This is a genomic window from Acinetobacter sp. MD2, assembly GCF_035615575.1.
Taxonomy (GTDB): domain Bacteria; phylum Pseudomonadota; class Gammaproteobacteria; order Pseudomonadales; family Moraxellaceae; genus Acinetobacter.
The window spans coordinates 85,615-106,419 of the sequence record NZ_VTDK01000001.1 but is presented as its reverse complement, the minus strand read 5'-3'; the positions used below and the strand labels follow the sequence as shown (position 1 = coordinate 106,419).

Annotated in this window: 23 protein-coding genes; 10 read left to right on the top strand and 13 right to left on the bottom strand. The window is 39.4% G+C overall.

What is annotated here, in order from left to right; translation table 11 throughout:
* Positions 1-45: 45 nt before the first annotated feature.
* The 4 genes from FXN70_RS00475 to FXN70_RS00465 form a co-directional block, all read right to left on the bottom strand.
* Positions 46-1,671 (bottom strand): inorganic phosphate transporter, encoded by a 1,626-nt coding sequence (locus FXN70_RS00475; RefSeq protein WP_324645459.1) that lies wholly within the window; start codon positions 1,669-1,671, stop codon positions 46-48.
* Between the two features lie 244 nt (positions 1,672-1,915).
* Positions 1,916-2,254, bottom strand: coding sequence for a hypothetical protein (locus FXN70_RS11960; RefSeq protein WP_420714343.1), 339 nt, complete (start codon positions 2,252-2,254; stop codon positions 1,916-1,918).
* A 21-nt stretch (positions 2,255-2,275) separates the two neighbouring features.
* Positions 2,276-2,734, bottom strand: a complete 459-nt coding sequence (locus FXN70_RS11955) for a transporter substrate-binding domain-containing protein (protein WP_420714342.1) — start codon at positions 2,732-2,734, stop codon at positions 2,276-2,278.
* 184 nt (positions 2,735-2,918) lie between these two features.
* Positions 2,919-3,815 (bottom strand): EamA family transporter, encoded by an 897-nt coding sequence (locus FXN70_RS00465; RefSeq protein ID WP_324645458.1) that lies wholly within the window; start codon positions 3,813-3,815, stop codon positions 2,919-2,921.
* Positions 3,816-3,923: 108 nt separating this feature from the next.
* Here FXN70_RS00465 and FXN70_RS00460 point away from each other — a divergent pair, with 108 nt between their 5' ends.
* Together FXN70_RS00460 and FXN70_RS00455 are read left to right on the top strand one after the other, a co-directional pair.
* Positions 3,924-4,418, top strand: coding sequence for a MarR family transcriptional regulator (locus FXN70_RS00460; protein ID WP_324645457.1), 495 nt, complete (start codon positions 3,924-3,926; stop codon positions 4,416-4,418).
* A 347-nt stretch (positions 4,419-4,765) separates the two neighbouring features.
* Entirely contained in the window at positions 4,766-5,869 is a 1,104-nt protein-coding gene (locus FXN70_RS00455) for an aldose epimerase family protein (protein ID WP_324646036.1), read from the top strand.
* A 63-nt stretch (positions 5,870-5,932) separates the two neighbouring features.
* Here the strand turns inward: FXN70_RS00455 and FXN70_RS00450 are convergent, their stop codons facing one another.
* On the bottom strand, positions 5,933-7,153 hold the full coding sequence (locus FXN70_RS00450) for an MFS transporter (RefSeq protein WP_324645456.1): 1,221 nt from the start codon (positions 7,151-7,153) through the stop codon (positions 5,933-5,935).
* A 102-nt stretch (positions 7,154-7,255) separates the two neighbouring features.
* Here FXN70_RS00450 and FXN70_RS00445 point away from each other — a divergent pair, with 102 nt between their 5' ends.
* Positions 7,256-8,041: a helix-turn-helix transcriptional regulator gene (locus FXN70_RS00445; protein ID WP_324645455.1), complete on the top strand. Its 786-nt coding sequence runs from the start codon at positions 7,256-7,258 to the stop codon at positions 8,039-8,041.
* A gap of 146 nt (positions 8,042-8,187) precedes the next feature.
* On the opposite strand, the gene def is transcribed toward FXN70_RS00445, so the two are convergent.
* On the bottom strand, positions 8,188-8,664 hold the full coding sequence (def, locus tag FXN70_RS00440) for a peptide deformylase (protein WP_324645454.1): 477 nt from the start codon (positions 8,662-8,664) through the stop codon (positions 8,188-8,190).
* Positions 8,665-8,808: 144 nt separating this feature from the next.
* Here def and FXN70_RS00435 point away from each other — a divergent pair, with 144 nt between their 5' ends.
* Positions 8,809-9,012, top strand: a complete 204-nt coding sequence (locus tag FXN70_RS00435; protein ID WP_324645453.1) for an amino acid transport protein — start codon at positions 8,809-8,811, stop codon at positions 9,010-9,012.
* Positions 9,013-9,109: 97 nt separating this feature from the next.
* Entirely contained in the window at positions 9,110-10,429 is a 1,320-nt protein-coding gene (locus FXN70_RS00430; protein WP_324645452.1) for an MFS transporter, read from the top strand.
* Between the two features lie 68 nt (positions 10,430-10,497).
* On the opposite strand, the gene FXN70_RS00425 is transcribed toward FXN70_RS00430, so the two are convergent.
* The 6 genes from FXN70_RS00425 to glnA form a co-directional block, all read right to left on the bottom strand.
* Positions 10,498-10,764: a hypothetical protein gene (locus FXN70_RS00425; protein ID WP_324645451.1), complete on the bottom strand. Its 267-nt coding sequence runs from the start codon at positions 10,762-10,764 to the stop codon at positions 10,498-10,500.
* A gap of 29 nt (positions 10,765-10,793) precedes the next feature.
* Entirely contained in the window at positions 10,794-11,672 is an 879-nt protein-coding gene (ubiA, locus tag FXN70_RS00420; RefSeq protein WP_324645450.1) for a 4-hydroxybenzoate octaprenyltransferase, read from the bottom strand.
* A gap of 12 nt (positions 11,673-11,684) precedes the next feature.
* The gene (locus tag FXN70_RS00415; protein WP_324645449.1) at positions 11,685-12,179 is read right to left on the bottom strand and encodes a chorismate--pyruvate lyase family protein; all 495 of its coding nucleotides are present in this window, start codon (positions 12,177-12,179) and stop codon (positions 11,685-11,687) included.
* 151 nt (positions 12,180-12,330) lie between these two features.
* The gene (locus tag FXN70_RS00410) at positions 12,331-12,759 is read right to left on the bottom strand and encodes an organic hydroperoxide resistance protein (protein ID WP_324645448.1); all 429 of its coding nucleotides are present in this window, start codon (positions 12,757-12,759) and stop codon (positions 12,331-12,333) included.
* Between the two features lie 138 nt (positions 12,760-12,897).
* Complete coding sequence (locus FXN70_RS00405) at positions 12,898-13,329, bottom strand: MarR family transcriptional regulator (RefSeq protein WP_324646035.1); 432 nt, start codon at positions 13,327-13,329, stop codon at positions 12,898-12,900.
* 115 nt (positions 13,330-13,444) lie between these two features.
* Positions 13,445-14,854 (bottom strand): type I glutamate--ammonia ligase, encoded by a 1,410-nt coding sequence (gene glnA / locus FXN70_RS00400; protein ID WP_324645447.1) that lies wholly within the window; start codon positions 14,852-14,854, stop codon positions 13,445-13,447.
* A 734-nt stretch (positions 14,855-15,588) separates the two neighbouring features.
* Between glnA and FXN70_RS00395 the strand changes: the two genes are divergently transcribed.
* The 5 genes from FXN70_RS00395 (at position 15,589) to FXN70_RS00375 (ending at position 19,713) form a co-directional block, all read left to right on the top strand.
* Positions 15,589-16,173, top strand: coding sequence for an aminodeoxychorismate/anthranilate synthase component II (locus FXN70_RS00395; RefSeq protein WP_324645446.1), 585 nt, complete (start codon positions 15,589-15,591; stop codon positions 16,171-16,173).
* Positions 16,174-16,182: 9 nt separating this feature from the next.
* Positions 16,183-17,232, top strand: coding sequence for an anthranilate phosphoribosyltransferase (gene trpD, locus FXN70_RS00390; RefSeq protein ID WP_324645445.1), 1,050 nt, complete (start codon positions 16,183-16,185; stop codon positions 17,230-17,232).
* Between the two features lie 10 nt (positions 17,233-17,242).
* Entirely contained in the window at positions 17,243-18,049 is an 807-nt protein-coding gene (gene trpC / locus FXN70_RS00385) for an indole-3-glycerol phosphate synthase TrpC (protein ID WP_324645444.1), read from the top strand.
* A 219-nt stretch (positions 18,050-18,268) separates the two neighbouring features.
* Positions 18,269-18,700 carry a hypothetical protein gene (locus FXN70_RS00380; protein WP_324645443.1) on the top strand — a complete coding sequence of 144 codons (432 nt, stop codon included), beginning with the start codon at positions 18,269-18,271 and terminating at the stop codon, positions 18,698-18,700.
* Positions 18,701-19,014: 314 nt separating this feature from the next.
* Entirely contained in the window at positions 19,015-19,713 is a 699-nt protein-coding gene (locus tag FXN70_RS00375; protein ID WP_324645442.1) for a Smr/MutS family protein, read from the top strand.
* 106 nt (positions 19,714-19,819) lie between these two features.
* Here the strand turns inward: FXN70_RS00375 and xdhC are convergent, their stop codons facing one another.
* Entirely contained in the window at positions 19,820-20,800 is a 981-nt protein-coding gene (gene xdhC, locus FXN70_RS00370; protein ID WP_324645441.1) for a xanthine dehydrogenase accessory protein XdhC, read from the bottom strand.
* Between the last annotated feature and the right edge of the window lie 5 nt (positions 20,801-20,805).

The following is a 20,805-nucleotide window of genomic DNA, read 5'->3' as shown; positions in this document are numbered from 1 at the left end:
TTGCCGAGGCAAAGCTTTTTTAATATTCATTAATGAGGTAGCAACTTAAAGAAACTTTAAGAACAACCAATACAAACCACCAGACAAACAAATTGTCACAGGTAAGGTCAGTACCCAAGCAGATAAAATACTACGAATAGTTGATGCTTGTAAGCCAGACTTATTCGCAACCATTGTCCCTGCAACAGCACTATTTAAAACATGTGTGGTCGAAACAGGCAGACCAAAACCATCTGCTGCGGCAATGGTACTCATTGCTACAAGTTCCGCTGACATACCTTGTGCATAGGTCATGTGGTCTTTACCAATTCGCTCACCCACTGTAACCACAATACGCTTCCAACCTACCATCGTACCAAGCCCCAGTGCCAAAGCAACCGCGACTTTTACCCATGTTGGAATATATTGTAAGAAACCGTCTAAATTTTTCTGATAAGCTTTGACTATCTTTTGCTGTGCATCATCCCAATGAGGCAATGCTTCTTTCTTAGCTAAGCTTTTCATTGTGGTTGTACTTAAGTACATATCGTTGCGAATTTCACTGATTTGTTTTTCAGGAATATCTTTTAACGATGGATACTGTGCCATTTCTTGACCCAAATGATGGGTCATACTTGCTAATGCAGGCAACACCTCAGGCGTCACTTGTCGATTTTGCAAATAACGCGTAAGTACTGCTTGTGCTTGTTGGTCATCTACGTTCTGATTATTTGGTGCAATAAGCACCGCAGTTTGGGCAGATAATTGGGTGAAACTTTGTACTTGTTGACTATCCATATTTTTATTTAATGAATACGCCAATGGTACCAAGCCCACTAAAATTAGCATGATTAAACCCATGCCTTTTTGACCATCATTTGAACCATGTGCAAAGCTTACGCCTGTGCAGGTAAAAATAAGTAACGCACGAATAATAGGCGGTGGTGGTTCATTGCCCTTTGGCGGCTGAAATAATTCTAAATGACGCTTAAAGAAAAATTTCACCAATAAGAAGACAACCGCAGCAAAAGCAAAACCAATTAATGGTGAGAATAGCAGTGCTTTACCTACTTTGAATACTTGATCCATGTCGATACCACTACTGCTTGCACCCGCAGATGCATTGAGTAAATGGTTCATTATACCAACGCCCAAAATTGAGCCAATTAGCGTATGTGAACTTGACGCAGGAATACCAAAGAACCATGTACCGAGATTCCATAAAATCGCGGAAATCAATAAAGCAAAAACCATCGCAAAGCCTGCACCACTGCCCACATTCATGATCAGTTCGACAGGTAACAATGCAATAATGCCATAAGCGACTGTACCGCTTGCGAGCATTACCCCTAAAAAGTTACAAAAGCCTGCCCACATTACCGCAACAGGCGCAGATAAAGAGTTGGTATAAATAACGGTCGCGACAGCATTAGCTGTGTCGTGAAAGCCATTTACAAACTCGAATCCCAAAGCAATGACCAAAGCGGTCGATAAAAGCACAACAGAATACAGACTCAAAGCCGGCACATGGGCCAAATCTGCATTCACTTGCAAAGCAATATAAATTAATGTCGAAATAATTACCGTCAAAAATACCGGCATAAAAAATTTAGGTGTCGGTACATGTACATTTGATGGCTTTACTGAATCAAGTTGTACTGACTTTTGTGCAGGAGGAATAGTTGAATTCATGCAGTCATGTAAAGGGGATCAAAAAGTCCCCTTATTCTTCATTTAAATTATGACAATTATATGACATTCTAATTTTCAGAAAAAATTATTTCTGCTCTTTTGCCTTATTTTGAAGCAAATTTAGCAATTTTGGAGCTTTTTAATACAATATATAACTTTGTAATACACTCATCGCATTGATTTCATCGATTCGTAAAGCCAACTTGGTCGTTATGGCTCCAATCTTTCAACATTATATTTACGCTCAATGACCAATCCAATCTTTAGCAATTGCATCATATTCACCTGTTGCTTTGGCCAAATGCAGCCATTGATCAACATAGTTTTTCCATATTATATCGCCTATCGGTAAAACATAGGCTTTTTCACCATATTGCATCGGTTCATTTGGATGAATCGCACATAATTCAGGATGCTGTTTACTTTGATAACGCGCTTCAGAAGCATCGGTAATCATGACATCGGCTTTTTTATCGACCAATTGCTGAAAAATACCGACATTATCATCCGATAAAATTAACTGACTTTTTGGCAAAAATTGATGTGCAAAAGCTTCATTGGTCCCACCAACAGGTTCAATCACTCGCACAGTGGTTTGATTAATTTATGCAATACTTTGATATTTCTTCTTATTTTTACAGTGTACTAATGGAATTTTACCATCTATATCTAAACGCTGACTAAAAAAGACCTGTTGCTGACGCGCTAAAGTCACCGAAATTCCACCCACTGCAATATCACATTTGGCCGCTACAACATCAGGAATAATGCTTTTCCATGTCGACTTCACATAATGCGTTTTCACGCCTAAACTTTTTGCCAATGACTCTGCCATACCAATATCGATTCCTTCATAATCACCATTGGCTTTTAAATGCGTATAGGGTTTGTAATCCCCTGTCAGGCATACCTTTAATACACCGTTATTCATGACTTGATTTAATGTTGATGCAGACGCTGTGAGCTTGTCTGAAGCATCGCTTGCAAATGCAACACTTGAAACAATTGTGCAAATACTGAAACACGCCAGTAAAGGCTTTAAAGTAAACTGAAGTTTTTTCATTTCATCCCTGTTCAAATCAAAATATTTGCCCACTACTCAATAATATTGGTGCAGCTTAATCATCTATTTTGCTGCTGCGTTTTATACGTTCATTTCTCACAAAAGAAAATTTGCAGCAGCAATATAAAAAATTATTGGCATGACCAATTAGTTTTGATGTATTTACACTATTCAAGCCCTCAACTTAGACTTGAGACAATCGTTGCTTCTTACCTTGCCCCCAACTCTGCATTTGTACAAATATCACACACCCAAGTACAATACCAAAACCAATCATTTGCAACAGCGATAATCGTTGCCCCAAAAAAATCCAACCGATAAACAAAGCCGTCATGGGGCTAAATACGCCCAAAATAGACACAGCTACTGGCGACAATTTGCTTACCCCTAAAAACCATAAACTATAGGCAATAAGCGATCCAAAAATTGCCAAATAACTATAACCTAAGATATTGGCTAAACTAAGTGTGCTAGGCAATGTTTCAAAAACAAAAAATAATGGCATTAAAATAATACCACCAAATAAGAGTTGCCATCCTGTAAAGGTTAAATTATCGACATTTGGCTTCCACTTTTTACTCAAATACGTCCCCAATGCCATCGATACCGCCCCCATAAATGCCGCAGCACAACCGAGTACGTCAAAACTATGCTGCTGATCTTTTCCTAATACCAAAAGTACCCACATGCCAAAGATCATCAATAAAATAGCCATAAATGATTTCATGTCGGTTGATTTTTTATCGACCACTATGGCCAAAAAGAAAATAATCAGCGGTTGCACGGCGCCAATTGCAGCAGCAATTCCACCTTCTAAATGATACGCAGCAAAAAACAAAAGACTTTGAAAGCATGCAATATTGAGAAATGAAAGCACTAAAATCTGCCACCATTGTTGTCCATGTGGCAATTTTCTTTTGAGTAAAGTAAGTAGCAGTCCTGCGGGTAGTACCCGAATAATTGCCGCTAAGAATGGACGATCGGCAGGCAAAAATTCGGTGGTGGTGAAATAGGTCGTTCCCCACAATATCGGGGCAATTAAAGTTAAAAACAGATACTTAATCTCATGATTTGATTGCATGACTTGATAGCTTGCTCAATTATCTTGATGTTAAGATAATTTAAATATATCTTAACATCAAGATAATTTTATGCGCTATGATACGAATACAACATTGGAAACTTTGCCATGCACCAACTTCAAGATGACCAAGTCGATAAAATTATTGCGCAGTGGATAGCTTTAGGCTATGCAGAACAAGAATTATTGGCCATGGCAACGATTGGGCGGATTAAACGAGTAGAAGTTCATTTACTCAAAAAACTAGAGCAAAATTATAAAAAGTTTGATTTGTTATTTTGGGAATTTGATGTATTAGCAACGTTAAAACGCTCTAATGCAGCAATTACCCCAACGCTATTATTTAAAGATATGATGGTGACATCAGGCACCATGACCAATCGCTTACAACAACTTGAAAAACGTAATTTAATTGAACGTGTGATTGATCCAAATGACAAACGCAGCCTGATGGTTAAATTAAGCCCCAAAGGTGAAAAAATCATTAATGAATGCGTTCCTGCACATATTGAATTAGAAAACCAACTTCTGTCTCGGTTAGCGCCAAACGAAGTCGAAACCCTCAATCAACTGTTGAAAAAATTAGAGCACACTTTGGCTTAAATCACATGCCGTTTTATCATGATATAAGGCGATCAAATTGCACAGCATCTTCCCCCCATGATCGCTATAAAAAAATAGCTCATCTAGCCAATAAAAATACATTTATACATAACAAATCTTTAGCTTCGGTTGCTAAATCGCTGTTATCTTGAATGTCAGGTTTAAATCAAATTGATTTGACCAACCGATGTTTACAATAGACTATTTTGCATAAGCCCAATATTTGCTTGATTTCACCATAATGAAATACGAAACATTGGTAGCAAAAGTCGGATAAAGAGAATACTCAAGGAAACTCATCAATGAAATTAAAAAATATCGTGCTGCTAAGTGCAGCAAGTCTTGCCATGACCAGCACCACTTTTGCTGCAACACTCACAAGTGCGCCGTACGGCACAACTCAAGATGGAAAAGCAGTCGATGTTTACACCATGAGTAATAAAAATGGTGTTTTTGTTTCATTTATTAGCTTTGGCGGCGTGATTACAAAAATCATTACTCCCGATGCAGAAGGCAAAAAAGCCAATATCGTGCTTGGTTTTGACGACTTAAAAGGCTATGAAATCACCGATACTAAAGAAGGTATTCACTTTGGCGCACTGATTGGTCGTTATGCCAATCGTATTGGTCAAGGTAAGTTCACGCTAGATGGAAAAACCTACAACTTAGAAAAAAACAATGGGCCAAACACTTTACACAGTGGTAATCCGGGTTATGACAAACGTATTTGGGCAGTCAAGCCATTGGTCAGTAACGGCGACACAGTCAAAGCGTCTTTAAAACTAACCAGCCCAGATGGCGACCAAGGTTTCCCGGGTAAACTTGAAGTCGAAGTGCTATATAGTTTATCGGACAACAATGAATTTAGTATTGAATATAAAGCCAAAACCAATAAACCAACCGTTGTAAACTTAACCAACCACAGTTATTTTAATTTGGCAGGTGCAAAAAATAGTCCTTATGGTGTGTTAGATCATATTGTGCAGCTGAATGCAGACCGTGTGTTAGTGACAGATAAAGACTCGCTTCCAACAGGTCAAATTGCGAGTGTTGCAGACACACCATTTGACTTTAGAACACCGAAGGCGATTTCCCAAGATATTCGCAAGAATAACCAACAATTAGCATATGGTTATGGCTATGACCAAACTTGGCTGATTAACCAAGGCAAAGATAAGCTACAACAAGCGGCTTATGTGGTCGATCCAAAATCAAAACGAAGTTTAACAGTTGAAACCACAGAACCTAGCATTCAGTTGTATACAGCAAATCATTTGTTGGGTTATGTTGCAGGTGCAGATGGCGTGCTATATCGCCAAGGTGATGCTTTGGCTTTAGAAACGCAGCATTATCCAGACAGTCCAAATCAACCGAGTTTTCCATCGACTCGTTTAAATCCGGGGCAAACATTAGACAGCAAAACCGTTTTTAAATTTGGGATTGCCAAATAAAATTTGGTTGTGCAAAGCCTGTGCAAGGCAACTAAACGTTGCCTTGCACCATAAACTAAAGATTTACTTTTTCTGATGAGTATTAGGTAAAAATCCAGTGGCTAAACCCAATAGTGGCATGTATGAACACAATTTAAACACCCATTCAATGCCATTTACATCGGCCAAATAGCCAAGCCCTGCCGCGGCAATACCACTCACGCCAAACATCAAACCAAACATTAAACCCGAAATCATTCCTACACGTCCCGGTACAGCTTCTTGTGCGTAGACCACCATCGCAGAAAAAGCCGATGATAACACCAAGCCCGTAATTACAGATAAGACTGTTGTCCAAAATAAATCGGCATACGGCATGATTAACGCAAATGGTGCCATCCCTAAAAATGAAACCCAAATCACTGTTTTACGTCCAATTTTGTCACCAATTGGGCCACCTGCAAATGTGCCAAGTGCTACCGCAGCTAAAAATACAAATAAATGTAGTTGTGCTGTTTGTAGGCTAATTTGAAATTTATGAATTAAATAAAAGGTAAAATAATTACTGATACTGGCAATATAGGTAAATTTCGCAAACATCAACACACAAATGGTTGTCAAAGCCAAGACCAACTGACGACCGTGTAATTTACTTTGCCCAGACCCTGCTTTAGAGGCCATTAATGTTTGTGCATGTTGAATGGACCAACGGCTTACGCGCGTTAAAATCCAAATGGCAATTCCCGCAAATACTACTAACCATGCCACCGCGTGCTGGCCAAATGGCACAATAATTAAGGCGGCTAGTAATGGCCCAATTGCAGTTCCTGTATTTCCACCCACCTGAAACGTTGATTGTGCTGTGCCAAATCGTCCACCAGATGCCATTCTTGCCACACGTGACGCTTCAGGGTGGAAGGTTGCTGACCCCACACCAATTAAAGCCGATGCCATTAAAAGAATGCTAAAAGTTGGTGCAAATGCCAACAATACAATGCCACAAAAAGTGACACACATTCCAAGTGGCAATAAATATGGTTTAGGGTATTTATCGGTATATAACCCAATCCACGGTTGTAGTAATGAACCTGTAATCTGATACACCATTGAGATCAGCCCAACTTGCACAAAACTTAAAGAGAAGTTGGCTTTGAGCATTGGATAAATTGCAGGTAAAACTGCCTGAATCAAGTCATTCATGAGATGGGCAATTGCTACAGCAGCAACAATGTGAATAATCATGGTTTGTGGTGCTGGTTGCTCTATTTTATCTAAGCCATCTTTAATTTTTGCGAAAGATGTCATCCCTTTAGCTCCCTTTTGTCCAAGTAAAACAATGATTGTAAAATGACTAAAATAACATTATCTTCCAATTAATATTGTATAAGTGACAAATTTGAGAGTTTTATGTCCAATAACAGTCTAAATTCAGAACTGATCATTGGTCAATCTTCACAGCATTTTTATAAAGAAGTGACGTATGCACACGCGCATTTAAGGGCGCAGCTTTTGTATGCATCTAGCGGCACCATTCAAGTTTTCACCCCAAACCAAGTCTGGATTGTGCCACCCAAATGCGCGTTATGGATTCCTGCACGCATTGAACACAGTGTAATTTCGCTAAGCCATGTCAAAATGAATACTGCTTTGGTTGAGGAATACGCAGCTCAAGTGATGGGTACAAATTGTTTTATTATTCGAGTTGGAAACTTGTTGCATGAATTACTGATTCGCCTCAATCAAGAACATGATATTCCGATGAGTCATGGCATTACATCCAAAGAATGGTTAAGTGCATTACAAGTTTTAATTTTTGAGGAAATTCATCAAGCCAATTTTCTTCCCATTCAAATTCCTTGGCCAAAAGACCCTCGCCTCTTAAAAATTTGTCAGGCTTTACTCGAAACACCCGATAATTTAAAAGATTTAAGCACTTGGGCCGATGAGATTGGCACCAGTTCACGTACACTCATGCGTCTCTTTCAAAAGGAAACAGGGTTGGCGTATCGTGCATGGCTACAACAAATGCATATTGCCTTGGCTTTAAGTAAAATTGCAGATGGTCAATCTATTCATCGGATTGCTGCATCTTTAGGTTATCGCAATCCGAGTGCATTTAGTGCCATGTTTAAACGCCATTTGGGGCAAACACCACAGCAGTTTAAATATGATAAAAGCTCGCCACTAATTTAATGGTATTCCATCAATTGCAAAAATCGGAAAAGGTCTTAAAATACCATTTAAGTCATGTATACAACCATGAATAGGATGTTCATCTAAAAGAATTGCTGAAATTGAGTTCATCATTTTTTATCTTAAATCATCATTGAAAAATATTGTTATAACCGATCTACAAACAATACCCCCTCTAAATGATCCATTTCATGCTGCAAAATTCGGGCAGGAAAACCTTGATACTGCGTTTCTATTTTTTCACCCTGCAACGTAAAATAACGTACACGAACAGTTTCGGCACGAACCACTTGACCACGTTCGGTTGGTACACTTAAACAGCCTTCTTCACCCAAACACGTTTCGTTCGAGCATTCTAAAATTTCAGGATTCACCATCACCACCGCATCCATATTCGGTGCGTCGGGATAACGTGGATTCGAACGTGATGCCACAATAATCACGCGCTTTGAAATATAAACTTGTGGTGCGGCAATGCCCACACCATTACGCTCACACATTGTTTCATGCATGGCTGCTGCTAATTGAGTCAGCCATTCACTATTAAATTCACGAGCAGCAACAGGTACGGCCTTTAAGGTTAGAATGTTCTCACCGCGCTGGGCAACAGGTAAAACGGGCATATTATCTTCAATCCAAGATGCTGTTTAACTTGCATTTTGCACTTAAAATTAAGCGAATCACAATATCTTTTTTAAACGCATAAAATTAATTTATTTTTCAGTTTCTCACGCTAATCTTCACCACAAAATGCACAGACTTTTTCTATGACTACAACATCGTTATTGCTTGGTGTCCTATTTGGCTCGATTGGTTTCGGTTATTTTCTGTATGGCAAAAAACAAAAAGTGCCCACACCTCTCGTCTGTGGCTTAATCTTAATGATTTTTCCATATTTTATTGAAAACATTACACTACTTAGCATTATTGGAATTTTATTTTCTATTTTACCCTTGCTTTTACGCCGCTAAAAAAACCTAAAAGTTTTACTTTACTCTTTCAAATCAGTTACTTTTTAAACAATTTTCCAGTAAGATCAAGCTAATTTTAATATTTTAGAGTTGCAGCATGGATGCTACTCCACAGCTTTCTCGTCAAGATAAACGTACTTTGGCACTTTCATCTCTTGGTGGTGCTTTAGAGTTCTATGATTTTGTCATCTATGTATTTTATGCCAAAATTATTTCTGATTTGTTTTTCCCAAGTGGTTTAAGCCCATTTTGGGCTATGCTCAATACTTACGGTATTTTTGCCGCGGGCTACTTTTTTCGCCCACTTGGTGGTATCGTGATGGCACATTTCGGTGACTTGGTTGGACGTAAGCGGCTATTTTCATTATCTATTTTACTAATGTCACTACCTACATTAATCATTGGTGTTCTGCCTACCTTTGACAGCATTGGTTACGCAGCCCCGCTATTACTCTTACTCATGCGGATTATTCAAGGCATTGCAATTGGTGGTGAAATTCCTGCAGCATGGACGTTTGTTTCTGAACATGTGCCTGAAAAACGGATTGGTCTTGCCAATGGTCTACTCACTGCGGGATTATCGTTAGGAATCTTACTCGGTGCACTCATGTCTCTTAGCATTGCCCTTAAATTTAGTGCCGATGAAATTCACGCATGGGCATGGCGAATTGCCTTTATTGCAGGTGGGATATTTGGTTTATTTTCCTTGTATTTACGCAGTTATTTACATGAAACACCCGTATTTAAAGCCATGCAGGAACGTCAACAGTTGGCCAAAGAACTGCCTGTGAAACAAGTGTTACAGCAACATAAAACCGCAGTAGCGATTGGCATGTTATTTACATGGTTCTTAACAGGCTGTGTAGTGGTGGTGATTTTAGCGATGCCAAATTTACTCATGGCAGGTTTTGGCTTTGACCGTGCAATGACCTTTCAAATGCAAAGTGCAGCCATTATCATGCAAATGTTTGGCTGTATTTTAGCAGGCACACTGGCCGACCGTTTTGGCTGCGCCAAAGTGATGATGTTGGGAGCAAGTGCATTGGCTCTGGTTGCCATCATTTTTTATCACAGCCTTGGTCAAGCAGGTACTTCCAGTATTTTCATGCTGTATATGTTATTAGGATTATGCTCGGGTACAGTTGGCATGGTATCTAGTAGCATGGTCAAAATGTTCCCTGCACCGATTCGTTTTTCTGGAATTTCTTTTTCTTATAATGTTTCTTATGCCATTATTGGTGGGATGACCTTACCGCTTATTCAAATTTTAGGGCAATACAGTAAAATTGGGGCGATGTATTATCTTGTTGCCCTTGCGGTCATGGCATTTATTACTGCCGCTGTCTTTAAAATAAAATTTGAAACCAAAGCCACACCAGAAAAAAACACCATTTTTTCAGAAAAACCTTCAGCTTAGGCTAAAATTTTCAGATAAAAATAGCAGGAAGAAACCTGCTATTTTCAATTGCCTATATCAAAGCACGATTATGGCTTTGGCTGATTTGACACTTGCGCTTCTTGGTCTTTTTGCAATTGCTGATACTGCTGCTCACCACTTAATTGCTGCTGTTCATTAGCACGTGCTTGACGCTCGGCAGCATAGGTCGTGCGAAGCTGGTCATATTGCTGTTTGGTTTCAGCATCTTGACGAGCAGCAAAGAACAAAGCCAATACCAACAACATTGGAATTAACAAGGCGATAGCAAAAATTGTCCAACGTTTACGGTCACGTTGTTTTAAATCCTGCGACATAAGACATTTCCTCTTAAGATGCTGCATTATTAAAGCAATGCGGCAAAAATACCAGCAAAAATCAGCATTCCAACCCAGCGATTATGTAAAAACATTTTAAAACAACGCTGTGGATCACGTGTTTTGGTTTGCGTCCATTGATAGATAAAATCACATCCCACCAATGCCAAAGCAATTGTTCCATACGGATGTAGTAAATCTTCATGCACTAATGCAGCGCCAATTAGCCCAATACTGAGTAATTGTAACAATGCAATAATGGCAATATCGTAGCGACCGAATAAAATTGCGGTTGATTTGACTCCAATTTTTAAATCATATTCACGGTCGGTAATGGCATATTGAGTGTCATAAGCAACAGTCCATGCCAAATTACCAAAATAAAGTAACCAACAGGTTAAATCGAGCGGATGTCCTGCTGCGGTAAAAGCCATCGGAATTGACCAAGAAAATGCTGCGCCCAAAAACACTTGTGGCAAATGGGTATAACGCTTCATAAATGGATAAATAAATGCCAGCAATACCGCACCAAATGAACAATAAAACGTTTTTATGGGTAAAAAAAACAATAACCCTGCACTTAATCCCACCAAGACTAAAAATACAAATATCGCTTCAATCGGGCGAATAATGCCTGCCGCCAATGGTCGATGTTTGGTTCGTGCCACATGACCATCGACTTTACGGTCGGCAAAATCGTTAATCGCACAACCTGCGGCACGCATAAAAACCGCCCCAAGAAACATGACAATAATTAATTTTGCCGAAGGAATCCCACCTGCTGCAATCCACAATGCCCATAACGTTGGCCATAAGACTAATTCTGTTCCAATGGGTTTATCAAAACGGCATAAATAATAATACGCTTGTAAGCGTTGCTGCCACGTTGTGTGCGATGCCTCTGTCATAATATTCCTTACTTAACGCGAAGACTGTAAATATTGCTCAAATGCAGGTAAAAATGTTTCTTGCACAATAAACTGACAACCGTGCCATGTATAACGGCTTTGCCGCGTCCAACCTTCATCCAACAACAACACACGGCGCTGACATTTGGGTGTTGTACGCTGAAATAAAAAACGTCCAATTGGCTGCTGGCGAATATGTGGGAAAATCCGCGCTTTTTTACGCAAACTTAAAATAGGAAAAATACTTTTGGCTTTAACCCAAGGCTGACTGTCCTGACCAAACAAATAACTTTCTCTGACCCATGCAATATGCTGATGTGGCATTTTCATCCAACGTGCATTGAAAAGATCAAGCCGTTGATAGGATTCTGTAATCGGCTCGACCTGAAATTGCCCCTGTGCCAATTGCGTTAATTGACGAGTGAGCGAACCTTCTGCATATAACCACGCTTGAAGATATTGTGGCATATTACGATGCTGCAATTGATGTGTTTTCAAATGAGGCATGTTGCAAAATCTAAAAAAATACAGCTTAGTTTAACTGAAATTTTGCCAAACTGCTGCGTCAAATCACAGCATCTCTCTGATCTACAAATACAAGATAGAAAAAACCGACTGTAAAAACAGTCGGTTTTATATTTACAACATGAGTAGAAATTTAAACAATTACGTTTAATGTCACATCAATATTGCCACGTGTTGCATTTGAATATGGGCAAACAATATGTGCCGCTTGAACCAATTTGTCCGCTTCTTCTTGCGTTAAACCTGCTAAGTGAACATTAAGCGTCACTTCAATGCTAAAACCTGTTGGAATTGGGCCAATACCTACTTCACCTTCAATAAAAGCATCTTTAGGCATACTGATTTTGTCACGACCCGCAACAAATTTCATTGCACCCAAGAAACAAGCTGAGTAACCCGCAGCAAACAACTGTTCAGGGTTAGTTGCTGCACCACCTGCACCGCCCATTTCTTTTGGTACACCCAATTGAATATCTAATACACCATCATCAGAGGTTGCACGACCATCACGACCACCTGTTGCTTTGGCTTTGGCTACATAAACTACTTTTTCGAGTGACATTTTTAATCTCCAATTATTATCGCTTACAAATATATCGTACACGATATATTTGTAAAAACAAGCGAAGTTTGTAAACTTATTTTAAATCTGTAGTAACTTTAATGATATTGTTTGCTGTTTTTCAAACACATCAACATGCTAGATCAATCTAGCACGTAAATCTTCTAACTGCTGCTTTAATTCATTTAAGCTTTGTAAATCACACTGTGAATGTTGCTGAATCAGCTCAGGAATTGTTTGTGCTTGATGTTTTAATTGTTGCCCTTGTGCTGTGAGCGAAATAAAGACTTGTCGTTCATCTTGGGTGGAACGCTGTCTCATAATCAGTTGCATTTTTTCTAAACGCTTAAGCATAGGTGTTAAAGTGGATGATTCTAAAAACAAACGCTTACCAATCTCAGAAACACTCAAAGGTGTCGTTTCCCATAAAATAAGCATCACCAAATATTGAGGATAAGTTAAACCAAGCGGCGTAAGTAACTTGCGATACATTTGGTTTAATGCCAAATGGGTTGAGTACAAAGCAAAACAAAGTTGATTATCAAGTTTTAATAGTTCATCTGGATCAATCATGCGGCTTGTATCTTATCTAACAACAATACTCAAAGTATGACATTTATTTAACACAGATCATATCCTTCAATAAAAAAGCCCGCACAAGGCGAGCTTCTTTAAGTAATATCAATTACAAGCTGTAATACATATCAAATTCAACTGGATGCGTTGTAGTATTTAAACGACGAACATCTTCCATTTTCAATTCGATATAAGCATCTAACATTTCTTTCGTGAACACGCCACCTTTTAATAAGAATTCGTGATCCGCTTGAAGCGCTTCTAAAGCCATTTCTAGGCTGTGCGCAACTGTTGGAATTTGAGCTTCTTCTTCAGGAGGTAGGTCATACAAGTTTTTGTCTGCTGCTTCACCTGGATGGATTTTATTTTGAATACCATCAAGACCCGCCATCAACAACGCTGCAAAACCTAAGTATGGGTTCATCATTGGATCTGGGAAACGTGCTTCAATACGTTTGCCTTTCGGGCTAGACACGTAAGGAATACGGATAGACGCAGAACGGTTACGTGCAGAGTAAGCCAACATAATTGGCGCTTCATAATGCGGAACTAAACGCTTATACGAGTTGGTAGAAGGGTTAGTAATAGCATTCAATGCGCGTGCATGTTTGATTACACCACCAATGAAGTGAAGTGCCATTTCTGACAAACCTGCATATTCATCACCTGCAAACAAGTTCTTGCCATCTTTAGAGATCGACATGTGAACATGCATACCAGAACCGTTATCGCCCACCATTGGTTTAGGCATGAAGGTTGCAGTTTTTGCATATTGATGCGCAACGTTCCAAACCGCATATTTGAACTGTTGTACTTCGTCTGCTTTACGCACCATTGTGTTGAAGCTTACACCAATTTCTAATTGGCAAGATGCAACTTCGTGGTGATGCACTTCTACACGACCAGTGCCCATGATGTCTTCAATTTTGGCACACATTTCTGCACGCATATCATGTGAAGAATCAACAGGAGGAACTGGGAAGTAACCACCTTTTACACGTGGACGGTGACCAGAGTTACCTGATTCATAATCTTTGCCAGTAGACCAAGCAGCTTCTTCAGCAATTAACGTGTGACGCGCGCCAGACATATCAATGTCCCACTTCACTTCGTCAAATACAAAGAACTCTGGTTCTGGGCCAAAGAATGCTGTATCACCAATACCAGTCGATTTTAAATATTCTTCTGCACGGCGCGCAATTGAACGTGGGTCACGCTCGTAACCTTGACCAGTAGATGGCTCGATAACGTCACAAGTTACAACTACAGTTGCTTCTGCAAAGAATGGGTCAAGAAAACAAGTCTCTGCATCTGGACGCAAAATCATGTCCGATGCTTCAATACCTTTCCAGCCTGCAATTGAAGAACCATCAAACATTTTGCCATCTTCAAATGTATCTTCATCAATTGAATCTGCAGGGTAAGTTACGTGCTGTTCTTTACCTTTGGTATCTGTAAAGCGAAAATCGACCCATTTAGCGCCACTTTCTTCGATGAGTTCAAGGACCTTGTTCGCCATGTGCTTTATGCTCCAATAAAGTATTTTTATTGCACTTATGAAGTGCGTGTGACCAGTTGCACGTAATAAAGCAACTCCCGTGCCAACTTTTTAAAACGTGATGAATCAACTGTCAAGCTAGAAAAGAAATCATTTCCTACGCTTCATTCTATTCATATTATACGTTTGACTCATTAAAGTGCACCATATTCTAGCATTTTGATGCACCTATAGAATCAAAAGCATTATTTTTGCCTTAAATAAGTGCGCTTACTCCCTAAATTAGGCAGCTTGCGGCTCAAATACACCGTTGTTTTATTATCTTCACCCAAAAAAATGATAATAGAATGACACGACTCATTTATTACATTACTATTTTTGCTTAAAAATACATCGACCATATGTAATATTAGATCAGTAACTACCCTTCTTATCTAAATTACAAATCCATGCTCTCGCAAAAACTCCTAATAAATATGAAAAAACACACGCGATCATACAATTTTCGATTCATGATGGTGCATTTTCTAAAAACAACGCTTTTCACTCGATCATTCAGATTCCCCACAACTCAAATGATGCAATTGACAGTCTAAGATCAGCAATTAAGCATGTCACAAAACAACTGAATTCTGATACAGTAACGACTGCAAAGCGTGAGTTACTTGAGTTTAAACAATCAGTCGTAAAACTGATTAAATCAGATCAATATCTTACTATTACAGTTTAATCATATTTCAAAAGGTTGAAGCAAAATGCTCCTAATGTTGGACAATTACGACTCTTTTACATATAACATCGTGCAATATTTTGGCGAGTTAAACCAAGAAGTAAAAGTAGTTCGCAATGATGAAGTCACATTAGAGGACATTGAGCGATGGCAGCCAAAATATTTGGTGATTGGGCCAGGTCCTTGCTCACCAAGCGAAGCTGGTATTTCTATTGCAGCCATTCAGCATTTTGCAGGCAAAATTCCATTACTGGGTGTATGTCTCGGACATCAGGCGATTGGTCAAGCATTTGGAGGAAATATCGTACGTGCTAAAACCGTCATGCACGGGCGTTTGTCTGACATGTACCACAATGACACAGGTATTTTTAGCAATCTACCCTCGCCGTTTTCAGCAACGCGCTACCATTCACTGGTGATTGACCAAGATACTTTACCTGAGTGTTTAGATGTAACCTGTTGGACAACACAAGCCGATGGCTCAATCGAAGAAATTATGGGAGTGAAGCATAAAACTCTACCGGTTGAAGGGGTACAATTCCACCCTGAATCGATTTTGAGCCAACATGGGCATCAAATCTTCCAAAATTTTTTAGATGCATATAAATAAGTGGGCGTTATGAATATTCAACAAGCACTTCACCATATCAGTAAAAATATCGACCTGACTCAGCCACAAATGCAAGATGTGATGCGTAGCATCATGCAAGGTGAAGCAACCGATGCACAAATTGGTGCGCTGATGATGGGGCTACGCATGAAAGGCGAAAGTATTGATGAAATTACTGCTGCTGCACGGGTGATGCGTGAACTGGCCATTAAAATTGATGTCAGCGATATTCCCTATTTGGTCGATATTGTGGGTACAGGTGGCGATGGTCAAAACTTATTTAATGTGTCTACCGCATCAAGTTTTGTGATTGCAGCAGCAGGTGCAACCATTGCTAAACACGGTAATCGTGGCGTATCTAGTAAATCAGGCTCATCCGATTTACTTGAGCAAGCTGGCATTCAGCTTGATTTAGATATGCAACAGACTGAACGCTGTATTCGTGAAATGGGCATCGGTTTTTTATTTGCACCAAACCATCATAAAGCCATGAAATATGCAATTGGCCCACGCCGTGAATTGGGTATTCGCAGTATTTTTAATTTGCTTGGCCCACTCACGAATCCCGCGGGAGTGAAACATTTCGTGTTGGGTGTTTTTTCAGATGAATTGTGTCGCCCCATTGCCGAAGTGATGAAACAACTGGGTGCCGAGCATGTCATGGTGGTTCATTCTAAAGATGGGCTTGATGAAATTAGTTTGGCATCATCAACCCATGTCGCCGAACTTAAGCATGGCGAAATCACCGAATGGACGCTTCATCCTGAAGATGTAGCAATTCCATCACAAACCTTAACAGATTTAATGGTTGCCGATGCCACCGAAAGTTTAAAGCTGATTAAAGATGCATTAGGACGCAATAAATCGGATATTGCTGAAAAAGCTGCAAATATGATTGCCTTAAATGCTGGTGCAGGCATTTATGTGTCGGGGCTCACCAACAGCTATAAGCAAGGCGTTGCCTTAGCACATGACATTATTTACGGCGGACAAGCGCTCGAAAAAATGAGTATTTTGTCTGAATTTACCAAAGCATTAAAGCAATATGCAAACAACTGAGGCTATCCAAATGATTCAAATTCAAAATACCATTTTGGGTAAAATTGTTGATCGCAAACATGAAGAATTAGCGCATCGTTTAAAGCAGCGTAGCCTAAAAGATGTCGAAGAATGGGCAAAACAAGCAACGCCCGTTCGTGGTTTTGCAGAATCACTGCGTTCAAAACGCCCAGCTGTGATTGCTGAAATTAAAAAGGCATCACCATCTAAAGGTGTAATTCGTGCTAACTTTAATCCTGCTGAAATTGCAACACAATACGAACAAGCAGGTGCAGCTTGTTTGTCTGTATTGACCGATGTCGATTTTTTTCAGGGTGCAGATGAAAATATTGCGCTTGCTCGCCAACACTGTAAATTGCCAGCACTACGTAAAGATTTTTTAATTGATCCTTATAATGTCATTGAAGCCCGTGCCTTACATGCCGACTGTATTTTGTTAATTGTGGCGTGTTTGTCCGATCAGCAGCTTGAAGAAATGTCGAACACTGCGTTTGAACATAACTTAGATGTGTTGGTTGAAGTGCATGACGAAGCCGAGTTAGAACGTGCTTTAAAGTTAGATTCGCGTTGTTTATTGGGTGTAAATAACCGTAATTTAAAAACTTTTGATGTAGATTTAAACACCTCAATTCGTTTAAAGAAGCTGCTTGATCCTTCTCGTTTACTCATCACTGAAAGTGGGATCGCTACACCAAATGACGTGAAAATGATGCAAGATCATGACATCCATAGCTTTTTGGTTGGTGAAAGCTTCATGAAACAAGCACGTCCAGATGTTGCTTTTACAGCATTATTTGGTGTACCACAAATCATCTAATTTTGCTTTTAGAGCGATCCGCTAAATAAATTATTGGATCGCTCTTTTCTAAAGATAAAACGTATAGCTTAATGCAGTATGCACATGCAATTCCCCCATTTTCATTCATGATTGAGCAAAAATCTAAAATAACTCAACACAACGCAACCAAATGTTTATAGAAGCTTTTCCAATTCAAGATTAAATAGATAACTTCTTTAGCAGCGTAGTTTATCTCTCATGAAATATAAAAAATTTGCCTTCGCTTTACTCACATCCTCAACGCTTTTTAGTGCCATTCAAACCCATGCCGATCCTTACGATGATTATGTAAATCGACAAATACAGCATCAATATAATGTCGATCAATACAATCGCCAAATGATCCAACATCAATATAATGTTGACCGTTATAATCACCAAGTAATGCAACATCAATATAATGCCGATCGCTACAATGAACAGGCAATAAGACAACAAACTCAAATAGATCAACACAATTATCAAGTCATGAAACATCAATATGAAGTTGACCGCTATAATGAACATGCCATGAAACATCAACAAGATGTTGATCGTTATAATATGCAAGCCTTAAAGCATCAGCAAAATGTCGATCGTTACAATCAACATGTATACAATCATCCTCACTGTATTTTCTTTTGCGGGTAATTGAATTAAAAATTCGTGAGCGTTGGCTATATTGCAAACCAACGCTTTTTACTTATTCGCTTTATTCAAAGCGATATAACGGCATGGCAATAGCTAGCTACAGTGTCAATCAATAGCAGACCATCTGATTTTAAAACATAATAAAGGTTTCGCACTTTCTACTTATTGATTCAATTATTAATGGGGAGTATTGCCAACGCTATACGCTTGTCACTGCAAAAAATCAGATTCAAAGCACAGATCAATGTCATCATAAAATATTTCGTTCTATAATAGCGCGTAAACATTTAGCGTTTAGATTTTCGAATTCAATTATGAGCAAACACGATACTTCTCTTTCTAAAGCCCAGCATGATTTGTTAAAACAATTTAAAAAACAAATCACTCATCCGCATAGCCAAGCGATAAAAACACGCCCTGAATCAACTCAAGATCAAAAAAATAATGCTGATTATGAAGATGATAGCCAACTTTTCAGCAAATCAATGCAAGGGGTTCAACCTATAAATCATGGCAATATTGCCAATTTACAGGCATCACGTAAGAAAAAAGTTGATGCACAGACTTTAGCCAAACGTGCCGCTGCCGAAGGTGGCACAGAACATGAAATGACCGACATTTCAGATACACAAGCCATTTTAAATCCTGTTGCCAGTCAGGCAAGCTTAAGCTACCGCATTGCAACTTTGCAGCATAAAGTCTTTGAAGATTTAAAAGCAGGTAAATTACGTTGGTTTGAAGCTGTTGATTTGCATGGTTGTACAGTTGAACAAGCCCGAGCAGCAGTATTAGAAATTATTCATATGGCCAAAACTGAAAATCAAAATGTGATTAAAATTGTGCATGGCAAAGGCCCTGAAGCCATTTTAAAAACTTATGTGAATGGTTGGTTACGTCAACATCGTGATGTTTTGGCTTTTGTCAGTGCCCCTGAAAATCAAGGCGGTACAGGGGCAGTTTTAGTGCTGTTAAAACGTGCAGAGAAAAATCCAAAATTTGAGCAGAAGAAATAATTCGATGGATTCGATATTTTTTAAATGGTGAATTTAATAAACTGAATGTAATGCTGTTCAGCGTCTTACACACTTGATTAAACATCTGTTCAACCTTCGGTTCAACCTACTTTTTCACATCAAAGACTTGTAGTAACTGTGCTACCACAGACACCGCAATGATTGCAGGCTGTTTCGATGAAATACCTGCAATCCCAATCGGACAGACCAAACGACCAAGCTCAGTTTGACTATAGCCGCGTGCGGTCATCCGCTTTTCAAAAATGGCGCGTTTACTTTTCGAACCGATCATTCCCACATAAGCAAACGGCGGCTGTGTCGATTTTAATGCCGCAAAACACAATTGCAAATCCAACTGATGATCGTGGGTTAAAATTAGCACGGCAGTATTACGGTCAACTTTTTCAATGATTTGCTCGGGAATATCAGTATCAATACAGTGGACAAATGGTAGTAAATCTTGTGGGAAAATCTCTTGGCGTGAATCAACCCATGTGATTTTCACACCAATGGGCAACAAACAACGTACAATGGCTTCACCAACATGCCCTGCGCCAAAAATTAAAACATTCATGGCATAAGGCTGAATGACTTGCTGCCATTTCCAACGAGTTTCCTTTTGCCAAAATTCGCAAGTGACGACTGTTGACTCATTTAATACATGCCACTTCGATGCTTGTTCATATTGAAGTTCACGGATCACCACGTGTCCTGCTTGCCATGCGGTATAGGTATCTGCAATGTTTTGCTTTTGTGAAAAGGTTATTTTTTCAAATAATAGCCACATTACACCGCCACAACATTGCCCTAAACGCGCACTTAAATTAAAACGCTCGACAAAAAGGATGCGCTGCTCTGACCCTGCAAGCATGGCTTTTGCAATATCAATGGCTTGAAACTCAAGATGCCCACCGCCAATGGTATCGGACTGTTGCCATTTTTGCTGTGAGTCAAAACGTAATAGCATAGTCGCACCAACTTCTCTAGGCGTTGAACCATCTGCACGAACAACCGTCACTAAAATTATGGCGCATGGGTCACCCCCCCATGCGCTTAAGTCTTTCCACCATTGTAAATGTTGTTGCATCAGTA